Raw genomic sequence first — 20,680 nt, forward strand, 5'->3', positions numbered from 1 at the left:
GCAGCGCGCGCGGAGAGGTCCGGCGGGCTTTGCGAGGGAAATTTCCATGTCCGTCACCATCCAGACCGTCACCGTGACGTCGCTCACGCGCGGCCTCAAGACGCTGTCGTCTCTGCTCGAAAAGGCCAAGGCCCACGCCGAGGCCGCCGGGACCAGTCCGGACGCCTATGTCGAGGCGCGCCTGTTCGACGATATGCTGCCCCTGTCCGGCCAGATCCAGCGCGCCTCCGACGCGGCCAAGGGCGCGGTGTCGCGGCTGACGGGCCTCGAGGCCCCCGCCATGGCCGACGAGGAGAAGACCTTCGCCGACCTGCAGGCGCGCGTCGCCAAGACCCTGGCCTATGTCGAGAGCGTCCCGGCCTCGGCCTTCGACGGCGCCGAGACGCGCGAGGTCGTGGTCCCGGCTGGCTCGTTCACGCTGCAGTTCACCGGCCTGGACTACCTGCTGGAGTTCGTGATCCCGAACTTCCAGTTCCACGTCGTCACCGCCTACGACATCCTGCGTCACAAGGGCGTGCCGCTGGGCAAGCGCGACTTCTTGGGCATCGGCCCGGAGCGCCTGAAGGCGGCTTAGGACGCTGACCTGATCCTCCCCCGCGTCGCGGGGGAGGATCAGAACGCCGGCTTCACCTCGATGGACACCAGCTGGCGCGGCGCCCGCGAGGGCCGCAGGTCGCCGTCCACGACCAGGCGATAGGGGCCTTCGCGGTCGTCCAGCCTGTGGCCGCCCACCGTGTCGGCGACCACCACCGGATTGGCGCGATAGACCGGGTCGGTCTCGGCCAAGGACAGCACGCTGAAGAAGCCGTCGGCGGCGCGGGCGATGATCACCTGGTTCAGATAGCGCCCCATCAGCCGCTCGCCATGCACCACCCCGGCCTGAGCCAGCACGGCGTCGAGGCGCGCGCCCTCGTAGGTGACGGCCGCGCCCTTGACCGTGATCGTGGCCTTGGCGCGGGGCAGGGCGGCCAGGTCCTTCGGGCTCAAGGTGACGGTGTCCCGGCCGGCGACGGTGACCTTGAGGTCCTGGGCGGCGGCCGTCGTGGCGAGCAGGGCCGTGACGGCGAGGGCGAGCAGCAGGCGCATGGGGAGTCTCCGTGGGGGCTGTCCTCGCCCTTCGACAGGCTCAGGGTGAGGACTATTGAGCGGCCACACCAGTAGAAACCTCATCCTGAGCTTGTCGAAGGACGAGGTTTCGGGCCCTCACCCGTGCGACCGCATCGGCGGCGGCGGGGCCACGTCCGCCAACGCCTCCAGGCTCACCGGCTTGGCCTCATGGCTGACGAACAGCGGGTACAGCGACGCCACCAGCAGCGCCGCCATCACGATATTGAACGTCCGCAACACCGCCGGCTTGTTCAGGAACGGCCGCAGCCCCTGGCCGAACCCCGCCCAGGCCGCGCTGCACGGCGCGCCGATCAGCATGAAGGTCCCGGCCAACAGCGGCACGAGGGTCCAGCCGCTGCCCTCGGGGGCGTAGGTCGTGACCGCGCCCAGCGCCATGGCCCAGGCCTTGGGATTGACCCACTGGAACGCCGCCGCCTGCAGGAAGGTCATCGGCTTGGCCAGGTCCTTGTCGCTGACCTTGCTGGACGTCCCGATCTTCCAGGCCAGCCACAGCATGTAGCCGGCCCCGACCCAGCGCAGCACCTCGTGCAGCACCGGATAGGCCCGGAAGACGCCGCCCAGGCCGAAGCCCATGGCCAGCACCATGAAGCCCAGGCCGCAGCTGATCCCCAGGATGTGCAGCAAGGTCCGGCGGAAGCCGAAGTTCGCCCCGGACGCCAGCAGCATCATGTTGTTTGGCCCAGGCGTCCCCGCCGTGGCGAAACAGAACAGCACGTAAGCGAGCAGCAGTTCGGGGGTCATCTCCGGTCTCCCTGACAAGTGTCTCGGTACGAGTAACCGAGGTGTCACGGTGATGATTTCCATTGTATCGTGAGTCAAATTGCATATTGTCATCATGACAATAAACGAGACGCGCGACGCCCCGTGGCCTGGACACCGACAATTCCCGAGGGTGACGCCCCGCTCTACGAGCGGCTGGTGGCGGTGCTGCGCGCCGACATCGTCTCGGGCGCCCTGGCCCCCGGCGTGCGCCTGCCGCCGCAGCGGGAACTGGCCTATCGCCTCGGCGTGGGCCTGGGCACCGTCACCCGCGCCTATGTCGAGGCCGAGCGGGCGGGGCTGGTCAGCGCCCATGTCGGGCGGGGCAGCTTCGTCAACGCGCCGGCCGAGCACCGGCCCTATGAGCGCGACGGCCCGATCAACCTGGCCCAGAACATCGCCGCCCAGGCCCCGGCCGGGGCGCGCCTGCCCGAGGCCCTGGCGCGGCTACGGCGACGTCCGGATCTCCTGGAGCACCTGACCTACGCCCCGCCGGCGGGTCACGAGACCCAGCGGCGGGCCGGGGCGGCCTGGCTGGCGCGGACCAGCAGCTACGAGGCGGTCGACTGGCGGCGGCTGATCTGCTGCGCCGGCGCACAGCAGGGCCTGGCCCTGGCGCTGGGCGCCGTGCTGGCCCCGGGCGACGTAGTGCTGACCGAGTGTCTGGCCTATCACGGCCTCAAGACCCTGGCCCTGCACAGCGGCTGGCGTGTCCGAGGCCTGGTGATGGACGCCGAGGGCCTGCGCCCCGACGCCCTGGAAGAGGCGATCCTCACGACCGGCGCGCGGGTGCTGGCCGTGCTGCCGACCCTGCAGAACCCGACGGGCCGGATCATGAGCCGCGCGCGCCGCGACGCCATCGTCGCCATCGCCCGCAAGCACGACCTGACCCTGGTCGAGGACGACATCTACGGCGCCTATGCCGACGGCGCGCCGCCGCCGTTCGCCATGCTGGCCCCGGAGCGGACCTTCCACGTCTCGGGCGTCTCCAAGACCCTGGCCCCGGGCCTGCGCGCCGGCTTCCTGGTCGTGCCGGCGGCCGAGACCTTCGAGCGGGTGCTGGACGCGGTGCGGGTGTCGGTCTACGCGCCGCCGGCTTTCGGCGGGCTGATCGCCACCCAGTGGATCGAGGACGGCTCGGCCGACGCCATCCTGGCCGAGACCCGCGACGAGGCCCGCGTCCGCATGGCCATGGCGCGGGATCTCCTGGGGCCGGCCATGGAGACCGTCTATGCCGAGACCGCGCCGCACATCTGGCTGCCGATGAGCGAGCTGGAGGCCGAGCGTCTGGCCGGCCGCGCCCTGCGCGGCGGGGCCGAGGTCACCCCGCCCTCGGCGCCCGTCGTCGAGGCCGGCCACGAGAGCGGCGTCCGCGTCTGCCTGGGCGCGGTCCCGGACCGCGAGGTCCTGCGCCGGGGCCTGGAGATCGTCGCCGGGGCGCTGTCGAGCGAGGTCTCGGAGCGGTCTAGGGCGGTGATTTAGCCACCTACCCCGCCCCGTCTCCCCGGCGAAAGCCGGGGCCCAGATTCATCCGGAGTGGCTGGGGTGTTCGCGCCTATCGACCTGTCAGGATAATATGCGCTCGTGGGTTCGATCTGGGCCCCGGCCTTCGCCGGGGAAACGGAATTTTTGGCTACCACAACAGCGTCTTCACCCACGTCGAGCCGTCCGGCGCGATCGAGACGTTCTTGATCACCACCTGGCTGTCCTTGGCCAGCCAGAAGGTCGTCGGCTTCATTTCGGGGTGGTTGTAGTCGGTGGTCACCACCCAGCAGTCGACCTTGCCGCCGGCCGAGCTGGTCAGGACTTCGCTGCCCGTGACCTTGAACACATAGGCCGCCGGGGCCTCGCCGCCCGGATGGTGGAAGACGATCGAGGCCTCGTAGCCCTTGGCCAGCGGCAGGGCCTGCAGGAACTCCATGTCGGTCTCGAAATTGAAGGCCGGCTGCGGCGAGGCCACGTCGTAGGCGGCCGTCGTGTTGGCCTCCAGATCCTTCAGCCCGACGATGCGGTCGGGCTTGAAGTCGAAGCCTTCGATCTTGGTCTGGCCGTCCTTGCCGGTGGTGCGGCGCTCGTGGCTGTAGGGCCGGAAGGTCCCCAGCTCGAACCAGCTGTCGAGCTTTTTCACCACGCCCGGCGTCGAGCCGTCCCAGTGCTGGACGATGTGCAGGCGCTTGACCCCGGCCTTGTCGGGCTCGACGCGGATCTCGCGGGTCCAGACGTCCAGCGGCGTGATGGTGTCGCCCATCTGGCGGTAGCGCAGATAGCGATGGGTGGTGGGCTGCAGCTTGTCGAACCGCGCCAGCGGCTGGCCGACGGGAACCGGGGTGACGGCGGCCTGCGCGGAGGCCGCGACGGCGAACGCGAGCGCGGCGCCAGCGGCGACACGAGTGATGAACGACATGGAAGAGCCCCTGAGCCAAGAACGCCGGCATGTGAGGCCAGGCGCGCGGCGGGGGCTACTTAAGGTTCGGTAATGCTGGCCAGCACCGCCGCCGCCCGCTCAGCGGGCGCGCCCGGCGCGATCGGGATCAGCGTGTAGCCCAGTTCCCGATAAGCCTCTTCGTGCGCCGCCTCGAACCGCCGCGCCTCCTCCAGGCTGATCCGCCGCGCGGCGGTGGGCGTGATGAAGCCCAGCCCCCGCACCAGGAACACCCGCCTCTGGTAGAGCCCCTCGATCCGCTCGAGCTCGGCCCGCAGCAGCGGCGAAACCGGATGACCCAGGAACCGCGCCAGGGCCAGGGCGCAGACCGGCGAGCGGTCGAAGAACACGACCTCGCCGGCCGCCCGCGCTTCGCGCTGCTTCTGCAGACCCACGATCGCGTCCACGAAGCCCGGATCGGTCCACGGCTCGGCCACGCCCTCGGCCTGGGCCAGGGCGATGACGTCGGTGGCGGCCTCCTCGACCACGGCGTGGCCGGCGCGCTCCAGGGCGCGCAGCAGCACGGTTTTGCCAGCGCCCGGGGCGCCGGTCAGAATGTAGCGATGCATGGGGGATCCTCGCCGCGACGGCGGCGTGTGATCCGAGCCTAGCGCGTCTACAGCGCCTTTTCCAGGATCACGAAATGCAGGTCGTCGCGCTGCGGCACGCCGAAGCGCTCGTCGCCATAGGGGAAGGGTTCGGTCTGGCCGGTCAGGCGGTAGCCGCGCCGCTCGTACCAGGCGATCAGGGTGTCGCGCACCGAGATGACGGTCATCTCCATGGTCTTGCCGCCCTGGGCGCGGGCATGGGCCTCGGCGGCTTCCAGCATCGTGCGGCCGATGCCGTTGGCCTGACGCAGCGGCGAGACGGTGACCATGCCGACATACCAGGCGTCGTCCTCCGACGGCTGGATCCACACCGAGGCGTGGGGCTTGTCGCCCTCGGCGTCGCGCAGGGTCAGGATGGTCGCGCCCGGCGTGGCGGCGAGGTCGGCGCGCAGGCTCTCTTCATCGGTGCGCTGGCCGCCCAGCAGATAGCTCTCGCTGGTCCAGCCCTTGGCCGCCAGTTCGCCGCGATAGGCCGAGTTCACCAGGGCGGCGATGTCGGCCAGTTCGTCTTCGCGGTAGGGCAGGAGTAGGGTCATGCCGGTTCCTTAGGCGGCGAGCGCGGCCATGGGAAGTCTAACGGCCGCGCACCTTGTTCCACGCCCCGCCGGTCACCCGCCGGACCATGCCGGCCTCGCGCTTGATCATCTCCCAGGGATGGAAGGCCAGGCCCACCGTGTCGGCCATGGCCGCCCCCCGCGCGCCCATCGGCTGTTCGGGACCGATGGTGGAGTCGACGGCGGTCTGGTGCTCGATCTCGGCGTTCAGCTCGGCCCCGACCAGGATGGCCATGATCGAGAACCACACCCAGACCATGAAGGCGATCACCGCCCCCAGCGTGCCGTAGGTGGCGTCATAGTGGGCGATGTTGGCCAGGTAGAACGAGAAGCCCAGCGAACCGAACAGCCATCCGGCCGAGGCCGCCGCCGCGCCGATCCACACCCACCGCCAGCGGGCCCGCGCCCGGCTGGGTCCGAAGCGATAGAGCACGGCGAATGCGATGGCGGTCATGGCCAACACCAGCAACCAACGCAGCGGCGCGACGATCTCGTCCAGCGCCGAGAGGCGCGCGGCCTTCAAAAGCAGAGGTGTGACGATCAGCACGCCCGAGGCGATGGCCGCGTACAGCAGAGCGCAGAAGGTGAAGAGGTAGCTGAGCAGGGTGCGCGGTACGAGGTGGCGCTTCTCGTCCTCGTCATAGGCGATGTTCAGCCCGTCGAAGAGCGTGCGCATGGAGGCGTTGGCGCTCCAGATCGAAAGCAGCAGGGAGAAGCCGAAGGCCACGCCCAGCTTGGCCTGGCCCTGGCTGGCCAGGCGCAGCATCTGCTCGCCGACGATCTGCACGACGCTGGCGGGAAAGACGCCGGCCATGTCGCGCAGCTGCGCCTCGACGGTCCGCACGTCGGCGAACAGGCCATACAGCGAGACGAAGGCGCCGATGGCCGGGAAGAGGGCCAGCAGGGTGTAGAAGGTCACGCCCCCGGCCACGGCCGGCAGGCGGTCGACGCCGATCTCCAGCCAGGTGCGCCAGACGATGTCGCGCCAGCCCAGCAGCGGGATATGACCCGGATGGCGCGCGGCCCGGCCGCGCTGGGGCTCGGCCTCGTCGAACTGGGCCGGCGGCATGGCGCGGTCCTCGGACAGGCCCGGCGGATCGACGATCGGCTCTTCGATGGGCTTCTTGCGCGGCAGGACCAGCGGCGCGGCCGCCAGCAGCACGATCCACGGCGCCAGATGGTACGGACGCGATTTGAGCCATTTAAGGATCGGACGCGGCGAAGCGTCGGTCATGAAGCGCTCTCCAGGCCACCAGAACCCCGCGCGGCGAGTCGCGTTCCCGTCCAAGGGCCCCTCAAGCCTTGCCATGACTCGCGTCGTCCACGATTTTCGCGATCATGGACGCCCGCATCGCCTCGATCTACCGCCATCCCGTGAAGGGCTTCACGCCCGAGCGGCTGACCGCCGCCACCCTGGAGGCCGGGGCCTGCTTTCCGTGCGATCGGCTCTACGCGGTCGAGGACGGCCCCAGCGGCTTCGATCCCGCCGCGCCGGCCCACATCTCGAAGATGAAGTTCACGGTGCTGGCCAAGATTCCCGCCGTCGCCAAGGCCCGCACGGCCTATGACGAGGCCACGGGGATCTTCAGCGCCCGCGCCGAGGGCGCGCCCGACTTCGCCGGTAACCTGCGGACGGAGAGCGGCCGCGCGGGCCTGGAGGCCTGGCTGACCACCCTGCTGGACGGCGAGATCAAGGGGCCGCTGAAGGTGGTCGAGGGGCCGGGCGCCTACCGGTTCATGGACAGCCGCTCCGGCTATGTCTCGATCGTAAACCTGGCCAGCGTGCGCGACCTGGGACGACGGATCGGCCGCGACCTGGACCCGCTGCGGTTCCGCGCCAATCTCTATGTCGAGGGCTGGCCGGCCTGGGTCGAGAACGACTGGACCGGCAGGACTCTGACCCTCGGCGGCGCGACCGCCGAGGTCCTCAAGCCCATCGTCCGCTGCGCCGCCACCCACGTGGATCCGACGACGGCCGAGCGGGATGTCGAGCTGGTGAAGGCGCTGTTCGACACCTACGGCCACATGTTCTGCGGCATCTACCTGAACGTGACGCGGGGCGGGGCGGTGGGCGAGGGGGATGGGGTGGCGGTCGGTTGATCAGCCCAGGTGAAACTTGGCGTCCATATTCTGATGGAGAATGCGGACGATCTCGACCATGCCGCTGACCCTGTAGAAGATCACGTGGGAACCAGCCGAGCGTCGGCGGTATCCGGGACGCAGATTGCTGTCGGGCCAGCCAAGGTCTGGTCGTTCAGCAATCATGCCAATGGCCGTGTAGATTTGGCGATGATAGGCGGCGGCCTGCTGGTCGCCCCACCTATTTAGGGAATAGTCCCAGATTTCGTCGAGATCGGCTTTGGCGCGGCGCGAAAGCCGATACCGTGTCATTCCTCGTGGAACCCTGGAGGTGCGGAGGAGGCTTTCAGCTTCTCTTCGATATAGGCGTCGAAATCGAAGTTCTCGATAAAGCCGCTTTCTTCGCCTTCGATCAGTGCGGCCCGCAGGGCGGCCAGCTTCGTTTGCTGATCCTCGAGCAACCGCAGCCCCGCCCGCACGACTTCACTGGCCGAGCCGTAGCGGCCGTCGGCGACTTGGCTGTCGATGAAAGCCTGGAAATGCTCCCCTAGGCTCACGGAAGTGTTCTTGCTGGCCATGATGCCACGATACCAAAAACTGGTACCGCTTTCAATCTCGCCTCCGCCCATCCAAAGCGCTAAATCCCCCTCATGACCCTGACTCTCGTCAAAGCCTGGACCGCCGCCAAGGATCGTCTGAAGGACGCCGGCATCGATCAGCCGTCGATCGACGCGCGCCTGATGCTGGAGGTGGCCGCCAACGTCACCCGCACCGAGATCGTCACCGATCCCTACCGCGAACTGACGACGGAGCAGCAGGCGACCCTGGAAGAGTATCTGTCCCGTCGCGCCCGCCGCGAGCCGGTCAGCCAAATCATCGGCCGCAAGGGCTTCTGGAAGATCCTGCTGCAGGTGAACAAGAACGTCCTGACCCCGCGTCCGGAGACCGAGGTCATCGTCGACGAGGTGCTGAAGGCCTTCCCCGAGCAGATGCCGTTCTCGATGCTGGATCTGGGCGTCGGCTCGGGCACGATCCTGCTGGCGGTCCTGGCCGAGCGGCCGGCGGCCAAGGGTCTGGGGGTCGACGCCTCCGCCGAGGCCCTGGCCGTGGCTCGCGACAACGCCGCCAGCCTGGACCTCAACAATCGCGCGGCCCTGATGCACGGCGACTGGACGGCGGGCCTGGGCGATGGCGGTTTCGACGTCGTCGTCTCCAATCCGCCCTACATCCCGACGGCGGTGATCGACACCCTGGAGCCCGAGGTTCGCGACCACGAGCCGCGTCTCGCCCTGGACGGCGGCGACGACGGTCTGGACGCCTATCGCCTGCTGGCGCCGGAGATCCTGCGTGTGCTGAAGCCGGGCGGGATGTTCGCCGTGGAGATCGGCCACGACCAGTCCAAGGCGGTCGAAGCGCTGTTCAAGACAGCCGGCGCCCAGCAGGTCAAAACGATCAAGGACCTGTCGACGCACGACCGTGTCGTCACCGGGGTGAAAAATCCCTTGGAAACCGGGGCGTGAACCGTTAGACGAGTCTTGTCTCCTTCCAGATCGCCAGGTGACGGGAAAAGCAGACGTTCATGACGCCTAGGCGTTGAACGGATGCGACGCTCCCCTGGCAGGCGCGCCCGGTCCGCCGGTCGCCGCGCCAAAAGAGCAGGGCGGGGGCTCTACGGAAACCAGTGTCTCTGAAACTCAACAGGGTTCGACCCGCTCAGAGACCAGCAAGGCCGGACGCGCCAGCGCAAGACTGACCTCCGGACAGGTTCAGAGAGACCATGAGAGATTTCAAAGGCATGAAGCGCCAGCGCGGCCGCAACAATCGCGGTGGCAGCGGCGGCAAGCCTCAACAGCACAACGCCAACCGCGCTTTCGATTCGAACGGGCCCGAAGGGGTCAAGGTTCGCGGCGCGGCCCAGAGCGTCTACGAAAAGTACCAGCAGCTGGCCCGTGACGCGACGTCGTCCGGCGACCGGGTGCTGGCCGAGAACTATCTGCAGCACGCCGAGCACTATTTCCGTGTTCTGCGCGCCATCCAGCCGAATCGTCCGGTGTCCGACATCGTCGGCAAGGACGTCTACGCCGCCTACGAGATCGATTTCGAGGCCGAGCCGCCGGAAGAACAGGAGGTCGCCGAGACCCCCGCTCAGCCGGAAGGCCAGGGCGAAGGCGGCGAGAACGGTGAAGGCGGCGAGCAACGCCGCGACCGTTTCGAGAATCGCGATCGGGACCGCAACCGCGATCGGGACCGCAACTTCGACAACAATCGCAACCGCGACGATCGTCCCCGCGACAACAATCAGGGCGAAGGCCGCCGCGACCGCTGGCGTGACCGCGACGACCGCCCCCGGGATGATCGACCGCGTGATGACAGGCCTCGCGACGATCGCCCTCGCGATGACCGTCCCCGTGATGACAGGCCCCGTGACGACAGGCCGCGCGAGGACCGCTTCCGGGACCGCGACGACCGCCCCCGTGATGATCGGCCCCGTGACGACCGCCCGCGCGACGATCGTCCGCGTGAGGACCGTCCGGCCGCCGCCGAGGGCGAGCAGCCGCAGGGCGGCGAAGGTCAGGGCGAATTCCGCGAGGGCCGCCGCCGTGGCCGCGACCGCAACCGCGATCGCGACTGGCAGCCGCGCGGTGACCGCGACCCGATGGCCGTGATCGAGCCGGAAGCCTCGCCGCTGCCGATCGCCAGCGCGCCCGCCAGCGAGAGCTCGCCGGTGCTGCGTGGCCAGGACGGCGCCGTCAGCGAGGCTCCGGCCTTCCTGGGGCGCAAGACGTCTCGCACCACCGCCGCCGCGGCGGTCGCCGAACCGGCCGCCGAGGCTCCGGCCTCGACCGTCGACGGCGAAGAGGTCAAGAAGCCCCGTCGCCGCCGCGCCCCGCGCAGCTTCGAAGCCGGTGAAGGCGCTCCGGCCAGCTCGGAGTCGGAAGAGGCCTGATCGGCCGCTTCACCGCTGAAGATCGAAAGGGAGCCGTGAAAGCGGCTCCCTTTTTTCTTGGGCCGCCGCCAGGCTCCGGACGCGGCTGGCCGAGACCATGGACGGGCCGCGACACGTCGCCGCGACCAATGCCCGGCGCGCGCGCGAGTCCCCTCTGGCGATGTCGCGACTTCACCGATAGGGTTGGCCTGCTACAGGGGCGGAGCCAGTTATGGCGAGTGCGCGTAAGCCTACCTCCGGGGGACAGAAGGCGGCCAAGGCGGCCGCCGTCGACGCGCGCTACAGGGCCATCGTGGACACGGCCGTCGACGCGATCGTCGTCATCGACGAACGCGGAAGGATCGAGGCCTTCAACCCCGCCGCCGAGCGTCTGTTCGGCTATAAGGCCGCCGAGATGGTCGGCCGCAACGTCCACATCCTCATGCCGGAGCCCTATCACGGCGAGCACGACGGCTATCTGGCGCGGTATCGTGAAACAGGCGAGCGGCGAATCATCGGCATCGGTCGGGAGGTCAGCGGCCTGCGCAGCGATGGGACGACCTTTCCGCTGGAGCTCTCGATCGCCGAGTGGAACGACGGCGACAAGCGCTTCTTCACAGGCGTCATGCGCGACGTCACCGACCGTCGGCGCGCCGAGGAACTGCAGCGCCTGATGATCAACGAGCTGAACCACCGGGTGAAGAACACCCTGGCCACGGTGCAGTCGGTGGCCGGCCAGACCCTGCGCAACGCCGCGGACCTGGGCGACGCCCGGGACGCCCTGACGACCCGGCTGCTGGCGCTGGCGCGCGGCCACGACATCCTCACCCGGGAGAGCTGGGACGGGGCCGAGCTGGCCGATATCGTCGCCTCGGTGGTCGCCGCTCATGGCGAGACGGAACGTTTTTCCGTGGAGGGGCCTCCCGTCCGGCTGGCGCCCAAGGCGACCCTGGCGTTGTCGATGGCCCTGCACGAACTGATGACCAACGCGGCCAAGTACGGCTCGCTCTCCAACGAAAATGGCCAGGTGCGGTTGGTCTGGCGACGAAGCAAGGCGGACGCGGGCGAGCGGCTGCGCATGACGTGGGAAGAAATTCATGGGCCACCTGTTTCGCCTCCGACGCGCCAGGGCTTCGGCACCCGTCTCATCACCGGCGGCTTGGCCCGCGAGCTCGGGGGCGAGGTCCGCCTCGACTATCCGCCGAACGGCGTCATCTGCGAGATCGACGCCGAGCTCGGCCAGACCGGCCAGTCGAACCGTTTCATCCGCGGAGCGGCCTGATCCTCTAAGGGTCTTGATCGTCGAGGATGAGCTGTTCGTGGCCATGCTGGTCGAGGATCTGCTGACCGACCTGGGCCATAGTATCGTGGGTCCGGTGTCCTCGGCGCGCGAGGCGCTCCTGGCGGCCGAGCGCGAGACGTTCGATTTCGCGCTGCTGGACGTGAACCTTGGCGACGGCGAGACCTCGTTCGAGACCGCCGAGATCCTTCGCGCGCGCGGCGTGCCCTTCGCGTTCGTGACCGGCTACGGCGAGCAGGGCGTGCGCGCGGATCTGCGCGACGCGCCGGTGCTCGCCAAGCCTATCGACCCTCGCCATCTGGCCCGGGTGATCGAGCGGTTGAGCAACAGCTAAAGGCCACGCCAACGCCCGACTTCCGCCACCGACCTCCGCGCTAGTGCCGCGACCGGGGGTTTAGAGGGGGCGGCCGTGTGGCGACGACGGTGGGGCGTTGTGCTGGGCTCGGTGGCGTTCCACGCCTTGCTGGTCGCGCTGTTCGTGCGCGATCTGGCGCGGGCGCCTGTCGCCGCGCCGCCGCCGGCCGTGACCATCTTTCTGGAGCGCGCTCCGACTCCGCCCAGGCCCAGGCGCTCGTTGCGAGGCGGACCCAGGACCCCGAGCGCGGCGACGAAGATTGATGCGGCGCCAGCCGCGCCGATCGCCGTTCTCGCCACGCCCGCTTCGCCGTCCTCCTCCGAAGGCGCCGTTGCCGCCGAGACCCCGGCGCCCGATCTGCGCGGTCTGGGAGGCTGCCGACTGGCGGCGCTGGATCGCCTTCCCGCCGACGAGAGAGCCCGCTGCCAGGAGCGGCTGGCCCAGGCGATGGACAAGGGGCGGGCGACGCGCCCGAATCTCGACCCGACCGGCCGCTTCGCCCGAGACGCCAGGCCCTATCTGACACGACCGCCCGAGAACGGCTGCAAGCCGGTCGGGAGCATCAAGCCGGGCCTGATGGGTGCAACCGACGCCACCCTTGGCCTTGGCTGCGCGAAGTCATTCTAAGCTTGAGCGGTTGCGTCCGAGGCGACCGCCGGAGATAAGCTTATGTCGAGTTCGAAACGCTTCGCCGGACCCATGATCCTTCGCCGCCTGACCCTGCCGCTCCTGATGGCCGCCGCCTGCGCGGTGTCGGGCTGCGCCTATAACGCCGATCTCGGGCGCGACCAGCTGTTGATCGTCAATGACGACAATCTGGCCGCCGACGGCGAGAAGGCCTGGGCCGACACGCTGCGCATGACCTACATCTCCAAGGAGCCGCGCAAGAACGCCCGCGTCCAGGCCGTGGGTCAGCGGGTGATCGCCGCCGCGGGCCTGGCGGGCCGGCCCTGGGACTACGCGGTGTTCCTGGACGAGGAACCGAACGCCTTCGTGCTGCCGGGGGGCCATGTCGGGGTGACGGTCGGCCTGCTGTCCATGGCCCAGAACGACGACCAGCTGGCCGCCGTGATCGGCCACGAGGCCGGCCACGTCGTCGCCCACCACGCCGCCGAGCGCGTCTCGCAGGAGCGGACCTCCAAGATCCTGCTGGGCATCGCCGGCGCGGCGGCCGGCGGCACCGACTTCGGCAAGCTGCTCAAGGATCACGGCGGCGACGCGGCCAAGTACGGCGTGCTGCTGCCGTTCTCGCGCAAGCAGGAGCTGGAGGCCGATCGCCTGGGCGTCGATTTCATGCAGCGCGCCGGCTATCGGCCGCGCGAGGCGGTGGTCCTGTGGCGCAACATGCAGGCCCAGGATGCGGCTTCGGGCCAGGCCTCGGGCGGCGAATTGAGCTCGACCCACCCCTCTGACGCCGTACGAATTTCGGAACTGGAACGTTATCTCGCCAGCAAGGGGTGGTAGGTCTTGTGTGGCGGATCCGCCACACTTAAATGCCCCATCGGAGCGTGTTGTGCTTAGTCAAGGCGGCGCGCCCCGATCCGCCTAGGAAGGGGACATCATGAATATCGATCTCTACTCGGACCGCGCCAAACAGGCCGTCCAATCCGCCCAGAGCCTGGCCCTCGCGCGAGGCCACCAGCAGTTCGCGCCCGAACACATCCTCAAGGTCCTGCTCGAGGAGAAGGACGGCCTCAGCCGCGCCTTGATCCAGAGCGCCGGCGGCCGCCCCGACCAGCTGGACGGCGGCGTCGAGACCCTGCTGACCAAGATCCCGCGCGTCGACGGCGCCGGCGGCCAGCTCTACATGAAGCCCGACACGGCCCGCGTCTTCGCCGAGGCCGAAAAGGGCGCCAAGGCGGCGGGCGACGCGTTCGTCACCACCGAGCGCCTGCTGATCGCCATCGCCAAGGAAGGCGCGGACGCGGCCAAGCTCTTCAAGGAGGCCGGCGTCTCGGCCCAGGCCCTGGAGACCGCCGCCAACGCCATCCGCAAGGGCCGCACCGCCGACAGCGCCAACGCCGAGGAAGGCTATGAGGCCCTCAAGCGCTACGCTCGCGACCTGACCGCCGCCGCCCGCGACGGCAAGCTGGACCCCGTGATCGGCCGCGACGAGGAAATCCGCCGCACCATCCAGGTCCTGTCGCGCCGCACCAAGAACAATCCCGTGCTGATCGGCGAGCCCGGCGTCGGCAAGACCGCCATCGTCGAGGGTCTGGCCCTGCGCATCGTCAATGGCGACGTGCCCGAAAGCCTGAAGGACAAGAAGCTGCTGTCGCTGGACATGGGCAGCCTGATCGCCGGCGCGAAGTATCGCGGCGAGTTCGAGGAGCGCCTGAAGGCCGTGCTGGCCGAGACCACGGCGGCCGAAGGCTCGATCATCCTGTTCATCGACGAGATGCACACGCTTGTCGGCGCGGGCAAGGGCGACGGGGCGATGGACGCCTCCAACCTGCTCAAGCCGGCCCTGGCGCGTGGCGAGCTGCACTGCGTCGGCGCGACCACGCTGGACGAGTACCGCAAGCACGTCGAGAAGGACGCGGCTCTCGCCCGTCGCTTCCAGCCGGTGTTCGTCGGCGAGCCCACGGTCGAGGACACCATCTCGATCCTGCGCGGTCTGAAGGAGAAGTACGAGGTCCACCACGGGGTGCGCATCAGCGACAGCGCCATCGTGGCCGCGGCCATGCTCAGCAACCGCTACATCGCCGACCGCTTCCTGCCGGACAAGGCGATCGATCTGATGGACGAGGCGTCCAGCCGCGTGCGCATGGCGATCGACAGCAAGCCGGAAGAGCTGGACGAGATCGACCGCCGCCTGGTGCAGCTGAAGATCGAGCGCGAGGCCCTGTCGAAGGAAACCGACGCCGCGTCCAAGCACCGCCTGGATAACCTGGAGGTCGAGATCGACGACCTGCAGTTCCGGTCGGACGAGATGACCGCCAAGTGGAAGGCCGAGAAGGACAAGGCCGGGGGCGCCGCGCAAGCGCGTGAAGCCCTCGATCGTCTGCGCGCCGACCTGGCCAACGCCCAGCGCGCCGGCGACTTCGCCCGCGCCGGCCAGATCCAGTACGGCGAGATCCCGGCCCTGGAGCGCCGCCTGGCCGAGGCCGAGCAGGGCGACACCCAGGCCCTGACGCCGGAAGTCGTCGACGCCGAGCAGATCGCCGCCGTGGTCAGCCGCTGGACCGGGGTGCCGGTCGAGAAGATGCTGGAAGGCGAGCGCGAGAAGCTGCTGAAGATGGAGGACGAACTGCGCGGACGCGTGGTCGGTCAGGACGAGGCCCTGGCGGCCGTGTCCGACGCCGTCCGCCGCGCGCGGGCCGGCCTGCACGACCCGACCAAGCCGATCGGTTCGTTCCTGTTCCTGGGCCCGACGGGCGTGGGCAAGACCGAGCTGACCAAGAGCCTGGCCGAGTTCCTGTTCGCCGACGAGCACGCCATCACCCGGATGGACATGTCCGAGTACATGGAAAAGCACTCGGTCAGCCGTCTGATCGGCGCGCCTCCCGGCTATGTCGGCTACGACGAGGGCGGCGCCCTGACCGAGGCCGTCCGCCGGCGTCCGTACCAGGTGGTGCTGTTCGACGAGATCGAGAAGGCCCACCCGGACGTCTTCAACGTGCTGCTGCAGGTGCTGGACGACGGTCGTCTGACCGACGGCCAGGGCCGCACGGTCGACTTCCGCAACACGCTGATCATCATGACCAGCAACCTCGGGGCCGAGTTCCTGGCCAACCAGGAAGAAGGCGAAGACGTCGAGGCGGTGCGGCCGATGGTGATGAACATGGTGCGCGGCCACTTCCGCCCCGAGTTCCTTAACCGGATCGACGAGATCATCCTGTTCAAGCGCCTGTCGCGCCACAACATGGGCGACATCGTCACGATCCAGCTGAAGCGGGTCGAGAAGCTGCTGGCCGACCGTCGCATGAGCCTGGCGATCGACGCCGAGGCCCTGAACTGGATCGCCGACAAGGGCTACGACCCGGTCTATGGCGCGCGCCCCCTCAAGCGCGTGATCCAGAAGGAACTGATCGACCCGATCGCCCGCAAGCTGCTGGCCGGCGAGATCGAGGACGGCGGCGTCATCGCCGTCGGGGTTCAGGATGGCCAGCTGTCGTTCGGCAAGGCGACGCTGCAATAACAGAGAAGGGCCGCTCCGGAAGGGGCGGCCCTTTTTCTTGAGGCCACATCGGGGTATTCCCCCGCATGGCCAAAACCACCAAGCTCACCGCCGAGTTCGACATCGAGGTCGACGCGGACCCTTATGTCTGGCGTCTGCACCGCCTGCCGCAATGGAACTACGACCCGTCGGAGCGGCACGGCAAGGTGCTGGCCGTCCGCCACAAGGAAGGCCAGCGCGAGGCGCTGATCGAGTTCCCGCCCGGCCCCAAGCCCAAGTTCAGCGCCCCGCCGCTGAAGCCCTCGCAGATTCCCGAGCGCATCGTGGCCAAGGCGATCGCCTCGGCCATCGAGGCCGGCTGGGAACCGCTGTCGCGCGGCAAGCCGGTGGTGATCTATGTGGACGAGGAGGGGGCCTAGGGGAGGTCTTCAAAGCAAAAAGGCCAGTCCGAAGACTGGCCTTTGATTTGGCCCCGTCGCCGGGGCGTGGATCTCTCGATCCGGCGGCCGAAGCCGTGAGAACAACATAGCGACGGACCTTGAATTTTCAAGCGCCATCCACCGCCCGCGGTGGATAGCCATGGTCGAAGAAAGGCTTCAGCGCTTTGAAAACACGACGCGCGATTTCCGCGAGGTCAACAGGACTCAGGCGGTCGGGATCCTTGGTCACGCCCTTGGCGTCTCGCAGCAATTTCAGCCGTTCGGGCGCGACCGTGTAGACGTGATTGCAGACCGCCCAAGCTTCCGGCGCGGAGCTCGGATTAGGGTTGGAGGTCAGCCTATATCCGTGAGGGTTCTCTGGCTGGGGCTGTTTCGTCAGCGGCACGACGACGTGAGCATCATGCTCTTTCTTCCCACCCCGGATCACGACCACGAGATGCTGGTCGTCGAACTCCGGTAGCCAATTGTGCGGACTGAAGGCGCACCAGTAGACTTCACCAACGCGCGTCGAGCGCCGAATTTCTAAGTTTGGCTTCTTCCTTATCGCCGAGACTTGCACGGCTTTGGCCACGGCCTTGGTCATGGCCGGGGTGGCGGCAAGCGGCGGGCGCTTCGGTTTGTCCATCCGGCAACTGTGTGGCCGTAAGCTCTACCGTTCAAGATCAATCTAAGGAAGATTTCCAAGAAAATTTCTCGCTAAAAGAGATTAACGCGCCCGCAGCCCCGCCATCATCACGCTGAGCAGCCGCCGGGCGCCGGCGTCCCAGCCCGGCTGCTCGTAGCCGAGGCTCAGGCCGCTCATCATGCGCAGGATGTCCTCGAAGCCGATGTCCGCGCGGATGTCGCCGGCGGCGAGGGCGGTTTCGGTCAACCGCCGCAGCGCCGGCAGGATGGTCGCCCCCGAGCTGGCGTAGAGCCGCGAGCCCTCGCCCGGATCGGCGCGCAAGGCCGGGGCCACCACGCGCTTGGTGGCCATGTAGTCGATCAGCAGGCTCAGCCAGGCTTCCAGCGCCTCTCCCGCCGGGCGCCGCGCCAGCAGGTCGTCGGCGGCCTTGGCCAACTGGTCCAGCTCCCGCGAATAGACCGCCGCCACCAGGGCCTCGCGGGTGGGGAAGTGGCGGTAGAGCGTGCCGATGCCCACGCCGGCCCGTCGCGCGATGTCCTCCAGCGGCGCCTCGGCCCCGACCTCGCCGAAGGCCGTCTTGGCCGCCGTCAGCAGCAGGTCGCGGTTGCGCAGGCTGTCGGCGCGCGGCTTGCGCGGGGCCTTCTCCACGGCGGTTTCGGAATCTTCGGACATCGACCTTGAAAAGCGGAGGCTGCCTCCGAATATGTATCCGGAGCCTTCCTCCATTTAATCCTCCGGATCGGCTCGGACAACAACCCTGCAAGGGATCGAGAGAGTCATGAGCACTTCCTTCGGCGCCAAATCCACCACTGACGACGTCCTGGCCGGCGTCGACCTCAAGGGCAAGCGTGTGCTGGTCACCGGCGTCTCGGCCGGCCTGGGCGTCGAGACCGCCCGCGCCCTGGCCGCCCACGGCGCCGATGTCGTCGGCGCGGCCCGCGACCTCAAGAAGGCCGAGGGCGCGACCGCCGTCGTCCGCGAGGCGGCGGCCAAGAGCGGCGGCTCGCTGCAACTGATCGAACTGGACCTGGCCGATCTCGCCAGCGTTCGCGCCGCCGCCGACGCCCTGGTGGCCGACGGCCGCGCCTTCGACCTGGTCATCGCCAACGCCGGGGTCATGGCCCCGCCGTTCGGCAAGACCGTCGACGGCTTCGAGACCCAGTTCGGCACCAACCACCTGGGCCACTTCGTGTTCGTCAACCGCATCGCTAGCCTGCTGAAGGCCGGGTCGCGCGTGGTGTCCCTGGCCTCGGCGGGGCACCGCTTCTCGGACGTCAATCTCGAGGACCCGAACTTCGAGACCACCGACTACGTGCCGTTCGAGGCCTATGGACGCTCCAAGACCGCCAACATCCTGTTCGCCGTCGAGTTCGATCGTCGCCACAAGGAACGCGGCGTGCGGGCCGTGGCCGTGCATCCGGGCGGCATCCAGACCGAGCTGGCCCGCCACCTCGACCCGGCCTTCATCCAGGGCATGATCGACAGCCTGAACGCCCAGGCCGCCGCGGCCGGGGCCGACGCCTTCGAGTGGAAGACCATTCCGCAGGGCGCGGCCACCAGCGTCTGGGCCGGGGTCGTCGCGCCCGCGGACGAGGTCGGCGGCCTTTATTGCGAAGACTGTCACGTCGCGGAACTGGCCGAGGACGCCTCGCAGATCCGCGCCGGCGTCCGGAGCTACGCCCTCGACCCGGCCCATGCCCAGGCCTTGTGGGCGCTGAGCGAGAAGCTGGTCGGCGAGACGTTCTAGGTTCGCATGGCGGCGCCCGGGGCCTGTGTGTCTCGGGCGCGCTCGCGCTATCGTCGCTTCAGTTTCTTCAGCGCCGCCCGCATCGCCAGGGCCTGGGCGGCGGGCGGCTTGCCCGCGTCGCGCGCTTCCTGGCGCGCGGCCTCGGCGACCAACGGCGCGGTGGCCGCGTCCAGCCGGTCGAAGGCCTCGTGAATCATGGCCGGCAGTTGGCGTGGCTTGGGCTGGGGAACCAGCGCGGCGACCTTGCGGGCCTCGGCGGCCAGCTGGCCGCAGAGTCTGGCCTTGTCGCGGGCCTTGGCGATGACGGCCGGGTCGTCGCTGGCCTCGGCCAGGGCCCAGGCCGCGTCGATGGCGGCCATCAGCTTGGCTTGCAGGTCGGCGCACCAGGCGCTGGGGGCGGGGGATGGGCTCATGGGGAAGAGCATGAGCGAGGTTTGGGAGGCGGGGATGGGAAACGGGTATTTTCGTATAAGTATCTGTGGAGACAGGGAAATGGTGGTGACGGGGCGGGGATAGGAACGAGCGCGGTGCTCAATCTCTCCTCCCCCTCTTGGGGGAGGGGGACCGCCGAACGGCGGTGGAGGGGGTCTGCGCCGCGCCAATTGGGTCCGCGCTGTCCCCCTCCGTCACGGCGCGTATTCGCGCCGCGCCACCTCCCCCAGCAGGGGAGGAGAGCCGCAGGTCGCCCGCCCCTGTGGATAACTTACGCCCCGAACCCCGCGCCCACGACCGCCCGCGCCACGTCGGCCAGCACCGCGCTGCGGACGTCGTCATCCGCCGAGCCCTGGTCGTGGAAGGCGGCGACGAACAGCGGCTTGCGCCCCGGCGGCCAGATCACGGCGATGTCGTTGGTCTGGTCCCGGCCGTTGTTGCCGGTCTTGTCGCCGACCTTCCAGCCGCGCGGCAGGCCGGCCCGCAGGCGCTTGTCGCCAGTGCGGTTGGCCACGACCCAGGCGGTCAGTTGCTTGCGCGAGGCGGCCGACAGGGCGTCGGTGGTCAGCAGGGTCTTCCAGGTCTCGGCGATGGCCGTTGGCGTAGTGGTGTCGCGCGGATCGTCGGGGGCGCCGGTGTTGAGCTCGGGCTCGCGGCGGTCGCAGCGGGTGGTCTGGTCGCCCAGCGCCCGCAGGAAGCGGGTCAGGTCGGTCGGGGCGCCCAGGGCGTCCAGCAGCAGATTGGCGGCGGCGTTGTCGCTGAGGGTGATGGTGGCCGCGCAGAGCTCGCCGATGGTCATGCCCTGGGCCAGGTGTTTCTCGACCGCCGGCGAATTGCCCATCAGCACCTCGCGGCCATAGGTCACCCGGCGGTCCAGGCGCTCCCGGCCTTGGTCGACGCGGCGCAGGATGGCCGCCGCCAGCGGCATCTTGAAGGTGCTGCACATGCGGAAACGTTCGTCGCCGCGCCAGGCGAACCGACGGCCATCCTGGGTGTCCAGCACCGCCACCCCGAGGCGGCCGCCGTTGCGCTGTTCCAATTCGTTAATACGTGAGCTAAGGGCGGAGGGCGGCGGACTGGCGAAGACGGTGGCCCGGGATGGTACGGGCGTGAGGACGGGCGCGGCCGCCAGGGCCGTCAGGAACATGCGACGATCAAGCATTAATGGGGTCTCCTTGCCCGCCG

24 protein-coding genes and 1 pseudogene are annotated in these 20,680 nt (G+C 69.0%); 13 read left to right on the forward strand and 12 right to left on the reverse strand.

The features are described 5' to 3' along the window. Nucleotides 1-46 precede the first annotated feature (46 nt). The gene (locus AC1RNC_RS00265; RefSeq protein ID WP_492882730.1) at nucleotides 47-574 is read left to right on the forward strand and encodes a DUF1993 domain-containing protein; all 528 of its coding nucleotides are present in this window, start codon (nucleotides 47-49) and stop codon (nucleotides 572-574) included. 38 nt (nucleotides 575-612) lie between these two features. Here AC1RNC_RS00265 and AC1RNC_RS00270 read toward each other — a convergent pair whose 3' ends face one another. Further along, entirely contained in the window at nucleotides 613-1,086 is a 474-nt protein-coding gene (locus AC1RNC_RS00270; RefSeq protein ID WP_492882732.1) for a molybdopterin-dependent oxidoreductase, read from the reverse strand. 117 nt (nucleotides 1,087-1,203) lie between these two features. After that, entirely contained in the window at nucleotides 1,204-1,869 is a 666-nt protein-coding gene (locus AC1RNC_RS00275; protein WP_492882734.1) for a LysE family translocator, read from the reverse strand. A 123-nt stretch (nucleotides 1,870-1,992) separates the two neighbouring features. Here AC1RNC_RS00275 and AC1RNC_RS00280 point away from each other — a divergent pair, with 123 nt between their 5' ends. Continuing rightward, nucleotides 1,993-3,369, forward strand: a complete 1,377-nt coding sequence (locus AC1RNC_RS00280; RefSeq protein ID WP_492882736.1) for an aminotransferase-like domain-containing protein — start codon at nucleotides 1,993-1,995, stop codon at nucleotides 3,367-3,369. A gap of 151 nt (nucleotides 3,370-3,520) precedes the next feature. Here the strand turns inward: AC1RNC_RS00280 and AC1RNC_RS00285 are convergent, their stop codons facing one another. The 4 genes from AC1RNC_RS00285 to AC1RNC_RS00300 are packed head-to-tail and all read right to left on the reverse strand — an operon-like array spanning nucleotide 3,521 to nucleotide 6,705. Further along, nucleotides 3,521-4,291: a DUF3108 domain-containing protein gene (locus tag AC1RNC_RS00285; RefSeq protein WP_492882738.1), complete on the reverse strand. Its 771-nt coding sequence runs from the start codon at nucleotides 4,289-4,291 to the stop codon at nucleotides 3,521-3,523. A gap of 59 nt (nucleotides 4,292-4,350) precedes the next feature. Beyond that, on the reverse strand, nucleotides 4,351-4,878 hold the full coding sequence (locus tag AC1RNC_RS00290) for an AAA family ATPase (RefSeq protein WP_492882740.1): 528 nt from the start codon (nucleotides 4,876-4,878) through the stop codon (nucleotides 4,351-4,353). A gap of 47 nt (nucleotides 4,879-4,925) precedes the next feature. Then, on the reverse strand, nucleotides 4,926-5,453 hold the full coding sequence (locus AC1RNC_RS00295; RefSeq protein WP_492882742.1) for a GNAT family N-acetyltransferase: 528 nt from the start codon (nucleotides 5,451-5,453) through the stop codon (nucleotides 4,926-4,928). Between the two features lie 37 nt (nucleotides 5,454-5,490). Next, the gene (locus AC1RNC_RS00300) at nucleotides 5,491-6,705 is read right to left on the reverse strand and encodes a YihY/virulence factor BrkB family protein (RefSeq protein WP_492882744.1); all 1,215 of its coding nucleotides are present in this window, start codon (nucleotides 6,703-6,705) and stop codon (nucleotides 5,491-5,493) included. A 104-nt stretch (nucleotides 6,706-6,809) separates the two neighbouring features. On the opposite strand from AC1RNC_RS00300, the gene AC1RNC_RS00305 reads away from it, so the two are divergent. Beyond that, entirely contained in the window at nucleotides 6,810-7,571 is a 762-nt protein-coding gene (locus AC1RNC_RS00305; RefSeq protein WP_492882746.1) for an MOSC domain-containing protein, read from the forward strand. Here AC1RNC_RS00305 and AC1RNC_RS00310 read toward each other — a convergent pair whose 3' ends face one another. Together AC1RNC_RS00310 and AC1RNC_RS00315 are read right to left on the reverse strand one after the other, a co-directional pair. Continuing rightward, nucleotides 7,572-7,862 (reverse strand): type II toxin-antitoxin system RelE/ParE family toxin, encoded by a 291-nt coding sequence (locus tag AC1RNC_RS00310; protein ID WP_492882748.1) that lies wholly within the window; start codon nucleotides 7,860-7,862, stop codon nucleotides 7,572-7,574. After that, complete coding sequence (locus AC1RNC_RS00315) at nucleotides 7,859-8,128, reverse strand: type II toxin-antitoxin system ParD family antitoxin (RefSeq protein ID WP_492882750.1); 270 nt, start codon at nucleotides 8,126-8,128, stop codon at nucleotides 7,859-7,861. The genes AC1RNC_RS00310 and AC1RNC_RS00315 overlap by 4 nt, the downstream gene beginning before the upstream one ends. Before the next feature lie 72 nt (nucleotides 8,129-8,200). On the opposite strand from AC1RNC_RS00315, the gene prmC reads away from it, so the two are divergent. From prmC to AC1RNC_RS00360, 9 genes and pseudogenes are all read left to right on the forward strand, one after another. Beyond that, nucleotides 8,201-9,070 (forward strand): peptide chain release factor N(5)-glutamine methyltransferase, encoded by an 870-nt coding sequence (gene prmC, locus AC1RNC_RS00320; protein ID WP_492882752.1) that lies wholly within the window; start codon nucleotides 8,201-8,203, stop codon nucleotides 9,068-9,070. Nucleotides 9,071-9,143: 73 nt separating this feature from the next. Next, nucleotides 9,144-9,323: pseudogene (locus tag AC1RNC_RS00325) on the forward strand (hypothetical protein); the annotation flags it as partial. A 4-nt stretch (nucleotides 9,324-9,327) separates the two neighbouring features. Beyond that, nucleotides 9,328-10,497, forward strand: a complete 1,170-nt coding sequence (locus AC1RNC_RS00330; RefSeq protein ID WP_492882754.1) for a DUF4167 domain-containing protein — start codon at nucleotides 9,328-9,330, stop codon at nucleotides 10,495-10,497. A gap of 211 nt (nucleotides 10,498-10,708) precedes the next feature. Continuing rightward, a complete protein-coding gene (locus tag AC1RNC_RS00335; RefSeq protein WP_492882756.1) occupies nucleotides 10,709-11,758 on the forward strand; it encodes a sensor histidine kinase in 1,050 nt (349 codons plus the stop codon). A 13-nt stretch (nucleotides 11,759-11,771) separates the two neighbouring features. Further along, nucleotides 11,772-12,110: a response regulator gene (locus tag AC1RNC_RS00340; RefSeq protein ID WP_492882758.1), complete on the forward strand. Its 339-nt coding sequence runs from the start codon at nucleotides 11,772-11,774 to the stop codon at nucleotides 12,108-12,110. Nucleotides 12,111-12,185: 75 nt separating this feature from the next. Continuing rightward, nucleotides 12,186-12,758, forward strand: a complete 573-nt coding sequence (locus tag AC1RNC_RS00345; protein WP_492882760.1) for a hypothetical protein — start codon at nucleotides 12,186-12,188, stop codon at nucleotides 12,756-12,758. Nucleotides 12,759-12,830: 72 nt separating this feature from the next. Further along, the gene (locus tag AC1RNC_RS00350) at nucleotides 12,831-13,595 is read left to right on the forward strand and encodes a M48 family metallopeptidase (RefSeq protein WP_492884351.1); all 765 of its coding nucleotides are present in this window, start codon (nucleotides 12,831-12,833) and stop codon (nucleotides 13,593-13,595) included. A gap of 97 nt (nucleotides 13,596-13,692) precedes the next feature. Then, nucleotides 13,693-16,272 carry an ATP-dependent chaperone ClpB gene (gene clpB, locus AC1RNC_RS00355; RefSeq protein WP_492882762.1) on the forward strand — a complete coding sequence of 860 codons (2,580 nt, stop codon included), beginning with the start codon at nucleotides 13,693-13,695 and terminating at the stop codon, nucleotides 16,270-16,272. A 65-nt stretch (nucleotides 16,273-16,337) separates the two neighbouring features. Then, nucleotides 16,338-16,670, forward strand: coding sequence for a hypothetical protein (locus AC1RNC_RS00360; protein WP_492882764.1), 333 nt, complete (start codon nucleotides 16,338-16,340; stop codon nucleotides 16,668-16,670). A gap of 127 nt (nucleotides 16,671-16,797) precedes the next feature. On the opposite strand, the gene AC1RNC_RS00365 is transcribed toward AC1RNC_RS00360, so the two are convergent. Together AC1RNC_RS00365 and AC1RNC_RS00370 are read right to left on the reverse strand one after the other, a co-directional pair. Beyond that, a complete protein-coding gene (locus tag AC1RNC_RS00365; RefSeq protein ID WP_125156026.1) occupies nucleotides 16,798-17,316 on the reverse strand; it encodes a type II toxin-antitoxin system PemK/MazF family toxin in 519 nt (172 codons plus the stop codon). An 81-nt stretch (nucleotides 17,317-17,397) separates the two neighbouring features. After that, a complete protein-coding gene (locus AC1RNC_RS00370; protein ID WP_492882765.1) occupies nucleotides 17,398-17,988 on the reverse strand; it encodes a TetR/AcrR family transcriptional regulator in 591 nt (196 codons plus the stop codon). A 106-nt stretch (nucleotides 17,989-18,094) separates the two neighbouring features. Here AC1RNC_RS00370 and AC1RNC_RS00375 point away from each other — a divergent pair, with 106 nt between their 5' ends. Beyond that, complete coding sequence (locus AC1RNC_RS00375) at nucleotides 18,095-19,063, forward strand: SDR family NAD(P)-dependent oxidoreductase (protein ID WP_492882767.1); 969 nt, start codon at nucleotides 18,095-18,097, stop codon at nucleotides 19,061-19,063. A 47-nt stretch (nucleotides 19,064-19,110) separates the two neighbouring features. On the opposite strand, the gene AC1RNC_RS00380 is transcribed toward AC1RNC_RS00375, so the two are convergent. Together AC1RNC_RS00380 and bla are read right to left on the reverse strand one after the other, a co-directional pair. Further along, the gene (locus AC1RNC_RS00380; protein ID WP_492882769.1) at nucleotides 19,111-19,476 is read right to left on the reverse strand and encodes a hypothetical protein; all 366 of its coding nucleotides are present in this window, start codon (nucleotides 19,474-19,476) and stop codon (nucleotides 19,111-19,113) included. Between the two features lie 290 nt (nucleotides 19,477-19,766). Then, nucleotides 19,767-20,657 carry a class A beta-lactamase gene (bla, locus tag AC1RNC_RS00385; protein WP_492882770.1) on the reverse strand — a complete coding sequence of 297 codons (891 nt, stop codon included), beginning with the start codon at nucleotides 20,655-20,657 and terminating at the stop codon, nucleotides 19,767-19,769. Between the last annotated feature and the right edge of the window lie 23 nt (nucleotides 20,658-20,680).

This window comes from Caulobacter sp. GW822-FHT01G02 (assembly GCF_058802865.1).

Excerpts from the sequence above, each read along its gene's own strand:
- AC1RNC_RS00365 (WP_125156026.1), bottom strand. The coding sequence starts at position 17,316 with ATGGACAAACCGAAGCGCCCGCCGCTTGCCGCCACCCCGGCCATGACC.
- AC1RNC_RS00270 (WP_492882732.1), bottom strand. The coding sequence starts at position 1,086 with ATGCGCCTGCTGCTCGCCCTCGCCGTCACGGCCCTGCTCGCCACGACG.
- AC1RNC_RS00350 (WP_492884351.1), top strand. The coding sequence starts at position 12,831 with ATGATCCTTCGCCGCCTGACCCTGCCGCTCCTGATGGCCGCCGCCTGC.
- bla (WP_492882770.1), bottom strand. The coding sequence starts at position 20,657 with ATGCTTGATCGTCGCATGTTCCTGACGGCCCTGGCGGCCGCGCCCGTC.
- clpB (WP_492882762.1), top strand. The coding sequence starts at position 13,693 with ATGAATATCGATCTCTACTCGGACCGCGCCAAACAGGCCGTCCAATCC.
- AC1RNC_RS00375 (WP_492882767.1), top strand. The coding sequence starts at position 18,095 with ATGAGCACTTCCTTCGGCGCCAAATCCACCACTGACGACGTCCTGGCC.
- AC1RNC_RS00330 (WP_492882754.1), top strand. The coding sequence starts at position 9,328 with ATGAGAGATTTCAAAGGCATGAAGCGCCAGCGCGGCCGCAACAATCGC.
- AC1RNC_RS00305 (WP_492882746.1), top strand. The coding sequence starts at position 6,810 with ATGGACGCCCGCATCGCCTCGATCTACCGCCATCCCGTGAAGGGCTTC.
- AC1RNC_RS00315 (WP_492882750.1), bottom strand. The coding sequence starts at position 8,128 with ATGGCCAGCAAGAACACTTCCGTGAGCCTAGGGGAGCATTTCCAGGCT.
- AC1RNC_RS00380 (WP_492882769.1), bottom strand. The coding sequence starts at position 19,476 with ATGAGCCCATCCCCCGCCCCCAGCGCCTGGTGCGCCGACCTGCAAGCC.
- AC1RNC_RS00275 (WP_492882734.1), bottom strand. The coding sequence starts at position 1,869 with ATGACCCCCGAACTGCTGCTCGCTTACGTGCTGTTCTGTTTCGCCACG.
- AC1RNC_RS00335 (WP_492882756.1), top strand. The coding sequence starts at position 10,709 with ATGGCGAGTGCGCGTAAGCCTACCTCCGGGGGACAGAAGGCGGCCAAG.
- AC1RNC_RS00370 (WP_492882765.1), bottom strand. The coding sequence starts at position 17,988 with ATGTCCGAAGATTCCGAAACCGCCGTGGAGAAGGCCCCGCGCAAGCCG.
- AC1RNC_RS00310 (WP_492882748.1), bottom strand. The coding sequence starts at position 7,862 with ATGACACGGTATCGGCTTTCGCGCCGCGCCAAAGCCGATCTCGACGAA.
- AC1RNC_RS00290 (WP_492882740.1), bottom strand. The coding sequence starts at position 4,878 with ATGCATCGCTACATTCTGACCGGCGCCCCGGGCGCTGGCAAAACCGTG.
- AC1RNC_RS00285 (WP_492882738.1), bottom strand. The coding sequence starts at position 4,291 with ATGTCGTTCATCACTCGTGTCGCCGCTGGCGCCGCGCTCGCGTTCGCC.
- AC1RNC_RS00300 (WP_492882744.1), bottom strand. The coding sequence starts at position 6,705 with ATGACCGACGCTTCGCCGCGTCCGATCCTTAAATGGCTCAAATCGCGT.
- AC1RNC_RS00360 (WP_492882764.1), top strand. The coding sequence starts at position 16,338 with ATGGCCAAAACCACCAAGCTCACCGCCGAGTTCGACATCGAGGTCGAC.
- prmC (WP_492882752.1), top strand. The coding sequence starts at position 8,201 with ATGACCCTGACTCTCGTCAAAGCCTGGACCGCCGCCAAGGATCGTCTG.
- AC1RNC_RS00265 (WP_492882730.1), top strand. The coding sequence starts at position 47 with ATGTCCGTCACCATCCAGACCGTCACCGTGACGTCGCTCACGCGCGGC.
- AC1RNC_RS00295 (WP_492882742.1), bottom strand. The coding sequence starts at position 5,453 with ATGACCCTACTCCTGCCCTACCGCGAAGACGAACTGGCCGACATCGCC.